Here is a 13101-nt window from a genome sequence, read left to right on the forward strand (position 1 = left end):
GGCTCGCTCCCACAGTTTAAAACCGCTATCTTCGCCGCCATTCGAAACGAGGGGTGTATGGGCTATTTACTGTTTGTGACATTGATTCAGGCGTTTTCCTTCAGCCTGATCGGCGAATACCTGGCCGGGCATGTGGACAGTTACTTCGCGGTGCTGGTGCGGGTGCTGCTGGCCGGGCTGGTGTTCATTCCGCTGACTCGCTGGCGTCAGGTGGAGCCGTCGTTCATGCGCGGCATGCTCTTGATCGGGGCCTTGCAGTTCGGCGTGACCTACGTGTGCCTTTACCTGAGTTTCCGGGTGCTGACAGTGCCCGAGGTATTGCTTTTCACCATCCTGACGCCGCTGCACGTGACCTTGATCGAAGACGCGTTGAACCGTCGCTTCAACCCTTGGGCGCTGATTGCGGCGCTGGTGGCTGTGGCCGGTGCCGCGGTGATTCGCTACGACCGGATCAACCCGGACTTCTTCATGGGCTTCTTGCTACTGCAACTGGCCAACTTCACCTACGCGGCCGGGCAGGTGTTGTACAAACACTTGGTGGCCCGCCACCCCAGCGATCTGCCGCACTACCGGCGTTTCGGCTATTTCTACCTCGGCGCGTTGGCGGTGGCGTTGCCGGCCTTCCTGCTGTTCGGCAAGGCCAACTTCTGGCCCGAAGCACCGCTGCAATGGGGTGTGCTGGTGTTCCTCGGCCTGGTCTCCACTGCGCTGGGGCTGTACTGGTGGAACAAAGGCGCGTGCCTGGTCAACGGCGGGACACTGGCGGTGATGAACAACCTGCACGTGCCGGTGGGGCTGCTGGTCAATCTGCTGATCTGGAACCAGCACGAGGAACTGGGGCGGTTGCTGTTGGGTGGGGCGGTGATATTGGCGGCGGTGTGGATCAGCCGGTTGGGTGTGCGCCAGCCCGTGTCTTCACTCTGACCCCTGTGAGGGTTAAACCACCCGCTTCTGCGGCTCCGGAATATGACTCGCCCCCAGCACCGCCGGTAATAACCCTGAACGCAAATCCATGCCGCTTGGCTGCTGATACAGGTTCAACCCGAACTCCGGCATCACCGCCAGCAGGTAATCGAAAATATCCCCCTGGATGCGCTCGTAGTCGGTCCACGCGGTGGTGCGGGTGAAGCAGTAGATTTCCAGCGGAATGCCCTGGGCCGTGGTTTGCATCTGGCGGACCATGCAGGTCATGTTCGGCTGGATATCCGGGTGGCTCTTCAAATACGCCAGGGCATAGGCGCGGAAGGTGCCCAGGTTAGTCATCCGCCGGCGGTTGGCCGACATCGCCGCGACATTGCCCTGGGCCTCGTTCCAGGCCTTGAGTTCGGCCTGTTTGCGGCTGATGTAGTCGGTCAACAGATGAACCTGGGTCAGGCGCTGTTCTTCTTCGTCATGCAAGAAACGCACGCCGCTGGCGTCGATGAACAGGCTGCGCTTGATCCGTCGCCCGCCGGACTGCTGCATGCCGCGCCAGTTCTTGAACGACTCGGACATCAGGCGCCAGGTGGGGATCGAGACTATGGTCTTGTCGAAATTCTGCACCTTGACCGTGTGCAGCGTGATGTCCACCACGTCACCGTCGGCGCCCACCTGGGGCATCTCGATCCAGTCGCCGACCCGCAGCATGTCGTTGCTGGTCAGCTGCACGCTGGCGACGAACGACAGCAAGGTGTCCTTGTAGACCAACAGGATCACCGCCGACATCGCACCTAGGCCCGAGAGCAGCAGCAATGGCGAGCGGTCGATCAGGGTGGCGACGATGATGATTGCGCCGAATACGTACAGCACCATCTTCGTCAGTTGCACATAGCCTTTGATCGAGCGGGTGCGCGCGTGCTCGGTGCGGGCGTAGACATCCAGCAGGGCGCTGAGCAGGGCACTGAAGGTCAGCACCATGAACAGAATGGTGAACGCCAGGGCGACATTGCCCAGGAAAATCAGGCTGGTCTTGCTGAGCTCCGGCACCAGGTGCAGGCCGAACTGGATGATCAGCGACGGCGTCGTCTGCGCCAGGCGATGGAGGACTTTGTTCTGACGCAGGTCGTTAATCCAATGCAGGGCCGGTTGACGAGCGAGCAACTTGGCGCCGTGCAGGATCAAGTAGCGCGCCACGCGTCCGAGCACCAAGGCAATGACCAGCAGCAACATCAGGGCGAGGCTGGAATGCAGGAGCGGGTGCTGGTCAAGGGCACCCCAGAGGTCTTGCATGTTGACCCAGAGCTGTTTGATATCCATGGACGAAACGGTTCTTCTATAAATACGCGATGGGCCGATTAGAGCATTTAAGCCTGTCCAAGTGACCGTTGATGGTAAATCGGCGGCAAAAAAAGCGACTGATTGTCGCCGTTTGCATAAAGAAACTCGGCCTTCGCGCTCGAAACCGTTACCCTATGCAGCTGTTTTTTTGCATTTCTTCGAGGTAGCACCCGTGTTTTCCCAATTCGCCCTGCACGAACGCCTGCTCAAAGCCGTGGCCGAGCTTAAATTTGTCGAGCCAACGCCGGTGCAGGCAGCGGCTATTCCGCTCGCGCTCCAGGGGCGTGACCTGCGGGTGACGGCGCAAACCGGTAGCGGCAAGACCGCTGCGTTCGTGCTGCCGATCCTCAACCGCCTGATCGGCCCGGCCAAGGTCCGCGTCAGCATCAAGACCCTGATTTTGCTGCCAACCCGTGAGCTGGCCCAGCAGACCTTGAAGGAAGTGGAGCGCTTCTCGCAGTTCACCTTCATCAAGTCCGGCCTGATCACCGGCGGTGAAGACTTCAAGGTCCAGGCCGCCATGCTGCGCAAGGTGCCGGACATCCTGATCGGCACGCCGGGGCGGATGATCGAGCAACTGAACGCCGGCAACCTGGACCTCAAGGAAGTCGAAGTGCTGGTGCTGGACGAAGCCGACCGCATGCTGGACATGGGGTTTGCCGAAGACGTGCAGCGCCTGGTGGACGAATGCGTCAACCGCCAGCAGACCATGCTGTTCTCCGCCACCACCGGCGGCTCGGGCCTGCGGGAGATGATCGCCAAGGTGCTGAACAACCCCGAGCACTTGCAGCTCAACGCGGTCAGCCAGCTGAACTCCACCACCCGCCAGCAAATCATCACCGCCGACCACAATCAGCACAAAGAACAGATCGTGAACTGGTTGCTGGCCAACGAGACCTACCAGAAAGCCATCGTCTTCACCAACACCCGGGCCATGGCCGACCGCATCTACGGCCGCCTCGTGGCCCAGGAATACAAGGCGTTCGTGCTGCACGGCGAGAAAGACCAGAAAGACCGCAAGCTGGCCATCGACCGCCTCAAGCAGGGCGGCGTGAAAATCCTTGTCGCCACCGACGTTGCTGCCCGCGGCCTCGACGTGGAAGGTCTGGACATGGTGATCAACTTCGACATGCCCCGCAGCGGCGACGAATACGTGCACCGCATCGGTCGTACCGGTCGCGCCGGTAACGATGGCCTGGCGATCTCGTTGATCTGCCACGGCGACTGGAACTTGATGTCGAGCGTCGAGCGCTACCTCAAACAGAGCTTCGAGCGCCGCACCATCAAGGAAGTCAAAGGCACCTACGGCGGACCGAAAAAGGTCAAGGCCTCGGGCAAGGCCGTTGGCGTGAAGAAGAAAAAGGTCGACGCCAAGGGCGACAAAAAGAAAACCGGCGCCAAGGCCCCGACCAAACGCAAAATCGCCAACCGCCCGAAGACCGACGCCTTGTCGCTGGTCAGCAAGGACGGCATGGCCCCACTCAAGCGTCGCAAGCCAGAAGCGCCAGCGGCTGAGTGAAACGGCCATAGCGCTTCATAAAAAAACCGGACCTTGGGTCCGGTTTTTTTATGGGTGGATACTCAGATTTCGACGCAGAACCCTGTGGCGAGGGGAGTTGTGGGAGCAAAGCTTGCTGGCGACACAGACGCCTCGATTTATGAAAGACCGTATCGCCTTCATCGCGGGCAAGCCTTGCTCCCACAGCGAGGCGGTGCGACGTTTCGCTAAATCCCTCGTCACAAAAGCTGGTTGCGCTCGGCTTGGGCAATCACCCAGCCTTCTTCCCCGCAGCCTTCAACTCTTCCAGACGCTTATCAATCAACTGGCACTTGTCCGGCTGGTCCTTGCTAGCGGTTTCCAGGTCCATGGCCTGCAACTCGTCATTGATCTCCTTGGCCTTGTCTGGGTTCTGTTCGGTGAGTTTGCTCACTTCCTGGGCCAGTTGTTCACGCTTGGCGGTGGCTTCCTCGGGCGTGCAGGCCCAGGCGGGCAGGGCGCAAGTGAGGGCGGTGGCGAGGGTGATTTTCATGAGGGTTTTCATGGCAGGGGCCTCTTGTTCCTTGTTGGGCAGGTAATCGGTTGAGGCCGGGGTTGGGTGGAAAGTTCATTAACCGTCGTCTTGGCTGCCGTTTTTGCAGGTGTAACCTCTTTGCACAGGATCTTCGTTCGGGGGCATTTGATTTTAAAGGAATAGTTGTAGAGCTCACCTTAAAGGACAACCACGAGTTGAAGTCTTTTTCAGTGGCTCCCTAGCCGATATTAAACAGTCGTCTACCATGGAAGAGGCGACGGGTACATCGGTGCCTGCAAGATGCTGGGTCGCTGCTTAACAGAGGACGTAAATTTATGGAATAACTACGCTTGTCAGAACACGCCCACGGCCTGTAGTAGTGATTAATTCAAAGGAATGAAATAGATGAATTTTAAAGTGATACTCAGTCGGTTAATGTTGTGCCTGTGTGGTTTGTTTGCGCTCTCATCGGCCTATGCGGAGAGTCTGATCGTTGCCACACCGCAACAAGGTGTAGGGATCAAAGTCGATGTCTTCGACAGTCCAGGTGCCTCGAGCGGTAATCCTTCTTCGACGAGCATGGTGCGATTCACCCTCCCGGCGGGATTTACACCCGCGGTGCAGTCGTTCAAGGGAAAGATTTATATGTTTTGGTCCAATAATTATGATTCAAGTCATATCTATTTTTCCAATTCAGCAGATGGGAAAAACTGGTCCGTTCCACAACCTATCCTGGTAGACGGCTACAGGTGGGCTGGTGATATTTCAGTGACCGTATTTAATCAAAAGCTAGTGCTGACCTTTGCCGATCCCCAGCGTCACTTAAAGACCACCAGTTCCGGAGACGGTATCACTTGGTCCGATATTAAAACTATCCCCACCACGCCTGTGGTCGGCGTTAACAATCCCGTCGTGTATAACGGTCAATTGTTTGTCTTGTATCACAAAGACGACGGTGCAGCTAAAGCTGTTTATTACGTCACTTCAAATGATGGTCTTCTGTGGAGCCGGGAAACTCTAGCGTTCCAGGAAAGCACAGCCACGCCTCTGATCAAAGTGGTGCCTGTCGTCTATAACGGTAAATTATGGGCCTACTACACGTTGGAGAATCGTCTCATGTACGCACGCACCTACGACCGTGCCGGCCAATGGGGAGGGAGGAAAGAGCTGGCAGGTATAAAAAGTGCGCTTTTCCTGAACAGTGCAACGATGATCAACGAGCGTGTGTTTATCAGCAACAACACGAATACCTTTTATTCAACCGATGGGCTGAGCTGGAATCCGTACTTCTCCAAGAGTGGGCTTAACAATTTCTCATCGGCATTGGGCGTTTCCTATGCCATCACCGAAAGCGATCTAACCGCAGACAATCCACAACTGCCTGCTGATCTGGCGACGGGCCTTAGCCATACCGACTATGCAACCTTCGCTTGGCGGAGCTTTATCGCACTGAACAATACGGCCCAGGCGCCGTTGCCGGCTAACCGCGGCGTCGGCAATCCCGCCAGCAGCTTTGCCGATTCGGGTAGGGTGTCACAAACTTCCAGCCCCTTATCCACTCCCTTGCTGTGGCAAACCTTCGCCCACCGCACTGAGTTGTTTCCGGCGAAAGGAAAAAACTCCGCAGGCGGGCCTATGCGTCCATTTGATTCTGACCCGCAGTACAGCTATATCGAGTTTCCCGACGGTGCGCCTTTAGCCCTAGGCGCCACCTATGCTCACTACAACAATCTGGATGAGGCGACCCAGATCGGGCAGAACGCTATATTTTTCCCGGTCACCCCTCCGCAAGTAGCAACGATATCGACTCCGACCGGGACTGCCTATGCCCCTTCAAACGACAGCCAGATTCTGTTTGAGGCCAAGGCGAATCGTATGATTTACGACTATGCGAAAAACCTGAGCCGCTATCCCAGTACAAATATCGTCCTGCCTGACGGCGCGGTGGAGGTCAAGGCGGCATGGCGCAAGTTGGCAGACATTCCGCTATCGCAACGCGCGCGTTACCACACGGCAACCGTGGTGACCTATCAGGGCACCGATGCTGCGCCGTTGGCGCACAACGAAGACTACGCTTTGGTCGCCTTGCACATCATCCATAAGACGCCCAACTACCCAACCTTCATCTTCGCCACGTTCGAGCACGAAGATGCCCTGACATTACCTGATGGCAAGTCGCCGACCGGTCTCTACTACATCGCCAACTACAACAGGATTGCCTATCCCACCACCTCCGCATTGGCGCGTAACCCACCGGTCGCTACTTTCTCCGACGGCAACACCACCCATAAGGTTGACTTGCCCAGAAGCAATTTCGTTGAGTTGAATCCGCAAATTTACTCCGGTACCAAGGGGATCCCTCAGGGGCAAGCCGGCCCGATCCCTGTGGTGCAACCGCTAACCATCTTTTCTGAAGTCACTGTGGTCAACAATCAGGTCCAGGCGCTGATGAACGAGAGCAGCGAATTTACCAATTCGGTCTGGAAGCACTACCGGCTTAAAGGGGTGCAGGCCATCCCGTCGAGCACTGAAACCGATCCGGATTATTACCTGGCCAATATCATGGTCGAGAGCAGCCAGCCGGGGATCCAGCTGTTTCGCGGAGGCAACTCATTCCCCATTCCAGAGGACAGCATCCTGACCAATACCCGCGACTTTAAGAACATCAGGGTGCCGGATTATGATCACGGCACTCAAAGCCTGACCATGGGCGGTTGCATGGGGTGTCACGGCATCGCCCAGAGCCAATTGAAACAAGGCTTCAGTTTCCTGTTTGATGCGATCAATATTGGTAGCTCCGCTCGCGCCACCGGCTTTTCGAACCCTGAAACCGTAGGTTTGCCAGATCCTCGCACCATGAAGGCGCGGGCCCAGAAATACTCTTTGGGCTTTCAGAGTCAGGATGCAGTCGAGAAACAGGAGGGAGATAAGCAATAGGCACATTTCATTTGAAGAAGGGGCGGTGACGTCTTCGGCTTTGAAGCTGACGCCGAAGTCATGGTTGAAGTCGCAGCCTTCCGACGAGACCCAGTCGAACGCCCAGCCCATGCGGCGTTTGAATGGCTGGAATTCGGCGAATGGCGCGCGGGACACTGCCACCACGGCCACATCATGGTGGGCCCGGTGTTGGTCGGCTTGTGAAACGAGCCACCGGTAAACCCGGCTGAACGGTGGCGAACCCCCTCGGTCACACCTTAAGTAGGCATCTCACTCTTTGGAGGATGGATCAGGATGACGACTTATAACTGGGACTTGATCGAACGGTTGTTGCACGAAGTGCAGAACGGCGCCGGCCACAGCTTTACCCCTCGGCCTTATGCGGAGCAGCACGCAGCGGAGAAAGCGGTTGCAGGCGAGGAGATCGGGAATCTCGATCATCTGAAAAAGGTCGCCGGGGAATACGAAAAGTTGCTGCTGGAGCGTGGCTATATTGAGCCCCGTCCGGAGGAAGAGGGTGGTAATGGTGAGAACTTTGTGCTGACGGTGCGTGGCTCGCGGTTGTTGAGCCTGATCGACAGCAGCATCCCGGGCAATGATCATCCGCGCCAGGTGCTGGATGATCAGGGCGATGCGCTGGATGAGTTTACGTTTGATGATTTGGCTTCGAAGGCGCAGATTGCCTGACGGATATATGCCGACGTCTAATGTGGGAGCGAGCCTGCTCGCTCCCACATTGGATCTCAGTTAGGTGCGTGCCGCTTTCAGGCACTTCAAGTCACTGAAATCCTTCTTCACCCCGTCGATTTTCTTCAGCAGCCGTTCGCGCTGGGGTGCGGTGCTGTCGGCCATCAGGTCCACCAGCAGGCTGCGGGCCTGAGCTTCGGTTTTGCTGAAGGCCTCGCGGTAGGCGGGGGTCCATAGGCTTTCGCGGTCCACCAGCAATTGCTCGATGCGTTTCGCGAAGTTGGGGCTGTGGCGCTGGGCCACGGCTTCGCTGAACTGGTTTTGCCAGTGGGCGCGGTTGGCGATCCATTGCTGATTCTGCTCGCCCAGGGCGGTGGACCAGGCCATCACACGTTGACGTTGGGCTTCGTTGAGCGGGCCGAGCCAGTCGTTCAGGCGTTTTTCCATGCGTTCGCTGCGTTCCTGGATCTGCTCCTGCAACGTCGGCTTGAGGTATTGCTGCTGGCGTTTGCGCTGGTCTTTGACGAAAGCAGCATCCATGTCCGCGACTTGTTCGTCGCTCAATCCTTGCAGCAATTCGATGGCCGACGGGGTGATTGCCCGGGCGGTTTCGGCGATGGCGGCCTTGGCTTCCTGGGTGCGCTGTTGCAGGGCTTCGTCGGTCACCTGATTGGTTTGCACCATGGTTTTCAAGCGGTCCAGCCAGTCGAGGTAGCCAGGTAATTGGGTGGTGCAGTGCCAGGTCAGGTGGTCCTTGAGGCGTTCGTTGAACCAGTCTTTTTGCTCGCCCTTGATGTCCAGGTAATCGTTGAGGGTCCAGGGGATGATGAGGTCGAGGTTGCGGTAGGCCAGGCCTACTCGGCTACAGGCGGTGAGCGTCAGGAACAGGGCGATGAACATGGCGATGCGTGTTAACCAGCGCGACATGAGCGAGTCCTTGCGAAGGCGTAGGTGTCCTGTTTGAGCATCGCAGGTGCGCGGCAGTTCAGCCGATTAAATAAGTAACGTTTAGTAAAAAGGATGGGCCATCTTGAGGGTAAGCAGGCTGTCGCATTCGCTATTGTGGCCGGAATAGGCCGAGCAACGGCTGCCGCTGAGGCTTGAGTCGCTGTAGATCAGGTCAAGGTCGATACCTTTCCAGGGCCGGGAAATTTTCAACGACCAGTCGCTAAAACTGCCTACATAGCCGTTCTCCACCGACACTGGCGTGTTGAGCTGGTGGGTGGTGTATTTGGCGCTGATGCCAATGCCGAACGGCACGTTGCCACCCAGGTCGGCAAACAGCGTGCTGTTCTGTTTGTCCGGGTCGTTGCTCAGGGCCGCGCCAAAACGGCTGCCGAGCACGGTCAGGCCGCCGTAGAATTCCTGGCTGTCGAGCGTATCGACCGTGGGATAGCTGTAGTGGATCAGGCCGACTTCGTAGCCCAGGGTCTGGTCGAAGGGGTGTTTAAAGCCCATGTAGGAATCGATTTCAAGGTCGTCGGACGTGCTCAGGCCGGCGCTGGGTGACCACTGGCCGATGTACCAGCCGCTGTCGTGGCTCAGGTCCAGGCCGCCATGAAACGAGCCGCTGCTCGACGGGGTGACCAGGCCCTGGGCCATGCTGCGGCTGGGGGTGGTGCCGAGTTTAAGGTCGAACTCGCCGAGCTCGCGCTGGAACACCTGCCCGTGGGCTGGGGAACACGTTAGCAGGCTGATCGTCAGCGGAACAATAGAAATGCGCATGCTTCACTCCATGGATAGCGAGGAGCAGGAACGGTAACCAAGCTGAAACGCTTGAGCTAGAGAGGTGAAAGCATACCGGCGAATACCCGGCAGCGATGGCCGTTCGTCGATTTATGCAGGATGGAGAGTGCGGAGGGGTTCCAGTCCAAGCGCTTCGAAGCTCAAAGCGCTTTGGGACCAGGTGACGCGAAGGTTACTTCTTGCCCAGGCTGATCTGCTTGGACGGGCCGAATGTCTGGCCGCTGACGCCTTTGGCAATTTGCTGGATTTCGCCGCCGGACTTGAGGAACGCAGCGATCTGGTCGTTGATCGACTCGCTGGTTTCAACGGCTGGAGCTGGCTTTGCTTTGCTGTTGGATGCTTTTACGCGCATGACGGCCATTAACCTGTAAATAATTAATTGGGCCAGGCATCGTACAGGAAATACTTGACAATTGCTTGGTAAATATCCTTCTGAAGGATCTCCGTGGCGCTGGAATACGGGCCGGTTTATGCGCTACTTATTGCCCTAAGCCACTGTTTTAAATAACAACCGTCTGAAAAACATAACGCCTGTGGCGCTGGCTAAATGGGCTGCACGGGCCGTTGCCCGCCTGACGAATGGCCGAACCTTCGGCGCAAATGCAGGAAAATCAACGGCTGCGCAGGACCTTTGCCGGCAAACCTTGCCTGCGGCCACGAATCGCGCCGCAAAACCGGGTAGAATGCCGCCCACGCAATGAGGGTATTGGAAATGGCTTTAGTCGGGCGCTACAACAGTTTGCAAGTGGTTAAACACACTAACTTCGGTTTATATCTGGACGGCGGTGCGGACGGCGAAATCCTGCTGCCCAACCGTTATATCCCCAAGGATATTCCGAGCGAAGATGAAGACTGGCTCAATGTTTTTATTTATCTGGACAGCGACGACAAACTGATCGCTACCACTGAAAAGCCTAAAGTTCAGGTCGGTGAATTTGCCAGTCTGAAAGTGGTTGAAGTCAACAGCATCGGCGTGTTCCTGGACTGGGGCCTGCCCAAGGATTTGCTGCTGCCGTATTCCGAAGAAAAGCGCCAGATGACCGCCGGCGAATACTGCGTGGTGCACGTCTACCTCGACAAGCACACTCGCCGCATTACTGCCACGGCGCGCCTGGATCGTTATCTGGACAAGACACCGGCCCACTACACGCCGGGGCAGGAAGTTGATTTACTGGTCGCCGAAGCCACGGACATGGGGTTCAAGGCGATCATCAATAACAAGCACTGGGGCTTGATCCACAAGAACGAAATCTTCAAGTTCATGCGTGCCGGCAAACAGGAAAAAGGTTTCATCAAGGAAATCCGCCCGGACGGCAAGATCAGCCTGAGCCTGCAGCCGGTGGGCCAGGAGGCCGCCACCAGCCTGAATGCCAAGATCCTCGCCAAGTTGCGGGAGAACGATGGCACGCTACCGGTCAGCGACAAGAGCGATCCTGCGTTGATCAGCAGCTTGTTTGGCGTGAGCAAGGGCAACTTCAAGAAGGCCATTGGTGCGCTGTACAAGAATGGGCAGATTGTTATTCATGCTGACCGGATTGAGTTGAGCTGATCTTTATCAGCCGAGCATAAACCTGTGGCGAGGGAGCAGCTCCCTCACCACGGGTGATATATCGCTGTATACAAAATTCTGCACCGTTAGCATGCAGCTACGCCCTGTTCATGGGCGCTTCTCCTGTTTCTTTGCGCTTTACTCCCCACCGTACACCGCAGTTTGTCTCACATTTCCCTCCTGTGGCACGCATTCTGCGTAGCAACGCGTATACAAACCATGCCGGCTCCCGTGCGCAGTATGGTGAGCAGGTTGATTCGGGGGCACGGCGGTACTCAAAAGGAGCCCCGCAATGTCCGAGCAAATGCCCAACGGCTACAGCCCCCGTCTCTATAACGAAGACCTGGGCCCGCTGCCGCAGAAGTGGAGCTGGTACAACATCTTCGCGTTCTGGATGAGCGACGTGCACAGCGTTGGCGGTTATGTATTTGCCGCGAGTCTCTTCGCGTTGGGGCTGGCGAGTTGGCAGGTGTTGATCGCCTTGTTGGGCGGGATCTGCATTGTGCAACTGATTGCCAACCTGGTCGCCAAACCCAGCCAGCAAGCGGCGGTGCCGTATCCGGTGATCTGCCGGCTGGCGTTCGGGGTGTTCGGTGCGAATATTCCGGCGGTGATCCGCGGCTTGATCGCTGTGGCGTGGTACGGCATTCAGACGTACCTGGCCTCCAGTGCATTAATTATCGTTGTGCTGCGGTTTTTCCCTTCCATGGAAGCCTACGCCACGCCGCATTTCGCCGGTTTGTCCTACCTGGGCTGGTTCGGTTTTCTCAGCCTCTGGTTCGTCCAGGCGCTGGTGTTCTGGACCGGCATGGACTCGATCCGCCGCTTCATCGACTGGGCCGGACCGGTGGTATACGCCGTGATGTTCCTGTTGGCCGGCTGGATCGTGTGGAAGGCGGGTTGGAGCAACATCAGCTTCTCCCTGGCGGAAAAGTCCTTGTCTGGCTGGCAGGCGTTTGGCCAGGTGATCGTGGCGACGGCACTGGTGGTGTCGTACTTTTCCGGCCCAACCCTGAACTTCGGTGATTTCAGCCGTTACTGCCGGAGTATGGCTGACGTGCGCCGAGGCAATTTCTGGGGGCTACCGGTGAATTTTCTGGCGTTCTCCCTGGTGACGGTGGTGATTGTTTCCGGGACCCTGCCGGTGTTTGGCGAAATGCTCCATGACCCGATCGCCACCGTGGCGCGCATCGACAACAATGTAGCGGTGCTGCTGGGGGCCTTTGCCTTCGTGACCGCCACCGTCGGCATCAACATTGTCGCCAACTTCGTATCCCCGGCGTTCGACTTCGCCAACGTCGCGCCCAGCAAGATCAGCTGGCGTGCCGGCGGTATGATCGCGGCAGTCGCATCGATTTTCATCACACCCTGGAACCTGTTCAACAACCCCGAAGTCATCCACTACACCCTGGACGTGCTGGCGGCGTTCATTGGCCCGCTGTTCGGGATTCTGCTGGTGGATTACTACTTGATCAAAAAGCAGCAGATTGACGTCGACGCCTTGTTCAACGACGGGCCGAGCGGGCGTTATTACTACAGTGGCGGCATCAATTGGACGGCGGTCAAGGCGCTGATTCCGGCGACGTTGATGGGTGTGGCGATCACCTTCACGCCGCTGCTGCAACCGATGGCCAACTTCGCCTGGTTCACCGGTTGCTTCCTGGGTGGGGTGCTGTATTTTGCCTTGGCGCGGCGCGAATCGGCGACGCTTTTGAATAAGTCATTGAGCCCGGCCGGCCAGGCTTGATCAGACCAGCGGTGGTCAAGTCGAGCTGACCTTCGCCGATTAAGTGAGGTAACAGGGGCATAAGGGCGAAGCGGCCGGGCTGGTCGGGGCCAACCTCAACGCCTGGATCGAGCAGCAGCAGTTGATCTGTCCGAGATCCCCTCTGATGACGGCACAACCGGTTTGAA

Annotated in this window: 11 protein-coding genes and 2 pseudogenes; 6 read left to right on the forward strand and 7 right to left on the reverse strand. The window is 57.5% G+C overall.

Translation table 11 applies throughout. The annotated features are described in order from the left end of the window. Positions 1–57: 57 nt before the first annotated feature. Complete coding sequence (locus tag ACA047_RS08445; RefSeq protein ID WP_497358365.1) at positions 58–924, forward strand: carboxylate/amino acid/amine transporter; 867 nt, start codon at positions 58–60, stop codon at positions 922–924. Positions 925–936: 12 nt separating this feature from the next. Here the strand turns inward: ACA047_RS08445 and ACA047_RS08450 are convergent, their stop codons facing one another. Next, positions 937–2235, reverse strand: coding sequence for a mechanosensitive ion channel family protein (locus ACA047_RS08450; protein ID WP_497358366.1), 1299 nt, complete (start codon positions 2233–2235; stop codon positions 937–939). 193 nt (positions 2236–2428) lie between these two features. Between ACA047_RS08450 and ACA047_RS08455 the strand changes: the two genes are divergently transcribed. Then, positions 2429–3775, forward strand: coding sequence for a DEAD/DEAH box helicase (locus ACA047_RS08455; RefSeq protein WP_497358367.1), 1347 nt, complete (start codon positions 2429–2431; stop codon positions 3773–3775). A gap of 250 nt (positions 3776–4025) precedes the next feature. Here ACA047_RS08455 and ACA047_RS08460 read toward each other — a convergent pair whose 3' ends face one another. Then, positions 4026–4298 (reverse strand): hypothetical protein, encoded by a 273-nt coding sequence (locus ACA047_RS08460; RefSeq protein ID WP_497358369.1) that lies wholly within the window; start codon positions 4296–4298, stop codon positions 4026–4028. Between the two features lie 375 nt (positions 4299–4673). Between ACA047_RS08460 and ACA047_RS08465 the strand changes: the two genes are divergently transcribed. Next, a complete protein-coding gene (locus tag ACA047_RS08465) occupies positions 4674–7205 on the forward strand; it encodes an exo-alpha-sialidase (protein WP_497358370.1) in 2532 nt (843 codons plus the stop codon). Between the two features lie 21 nt (positions 7206–7226). Here the strand turns inward: ACA047_RS08465 and ACA047_RS08470 are convergent. Continuing rightward, positions 7227–7412, reverse strand: a pseudogene (locus ACA047_RS08470) (DUF899 family protein); the annotation flags it as partial. Between the two features lie 87 nt (positions 7413–7499). Here ACA047_RS08470 and ACA047_RS08475 point away from each other — a divergent pair. Continuing rightward, complete coding sequence (locus ACA047_RS08475) at positions 7500–7892, forward strand: transcriptional regulator (protein WP_497358372.1); 393 nt, start codon at positions 7500–7502, stop codon at positions 7890–7892. Positions 7893–7952: 60 nt separating this feature from the next. Here the strand turns inward: ACA047_RS08475 and ACA047_RS08480 are convergent, their stop codons facing one another. From ACA047_RS08480 to ACA047_RS08490, 3 genes are all read right to left on the reverse strand, one after another. Further along, entirely contained in the window at positions 7953–8819 is an 867-nt protein-coding gene (locus ACA047_RS08480) for a DUF6279 family lipoprotein (RefSeq protein ID WP_497358373.1), read from the reverse strand. A gap of 81 nt (positions 8820–8900) precedes the next feature. Then, complete coding sequence (locus tag ACA047_RS08485) at positions 8901–9617, reverse strand: TorF family putative porin (protein ID WP_497358374.1); 717 nt, start codon at positions 9615–9617, stop codon at positions 8901–8903. Between the two features lie 193 nt (positions 9618–9810). After that, entirely contained in the window at positions 9811–9999 is a 189-nt protein-coding gene (locus ACA047_RS08490; RefSeq protein ID WP_018607615.1) for a PFL_1563 family small protein, read from the reverse strand. A gap of 351 nt (positions 10000–10350) precedes the next feature. Here ACA047_RS08490 and ACA047_RS08495 point away from each other — a divergent pair, with 351 nt between their 5' ends. Further along, complete coding sequence (locus tag ACA047_RS08495; protein WP_497358376.1) at positions 10351–11187, forward strand: CvfB family protein; 837 nt, start codon at positions 10351–10353, stop codon at positions 11185–11187. A 292-nt stretch (positions 11188–11479) separates the two neighbouring features. Continuing rightward, on the forward strand, positions 11480–12934 hold the full coding sequence (locus tag ACA047_RS08500; RefSeq protein WP_497358377.1) for an NCS1 family nucleobase:cation symporter-1: 1455 nt from the start codon (positions 11480–11482) through the stop codon (positions 12932–12934). Here ACA047_RS08500 and ACA047_RS08505 read toward each other — a convergent pair. Next, positions 12933–13055 (reverse strand): annotated as a pseudogene (locus tag ACA047_RS08505) (hypothetical protein); the annotation flags it as partial. The gene ACA047_RS08500 and the pseudogene ACA047_RS08505 sit on opposite strands and share 2 nt — an antisense overlap. Positions 13056–13101 lie beyond the last annotated feature (46 nt).

The sequence above is a fragment of the Pseudomonas sp. LBUM1664 genome, assembly GCF_059695895.1.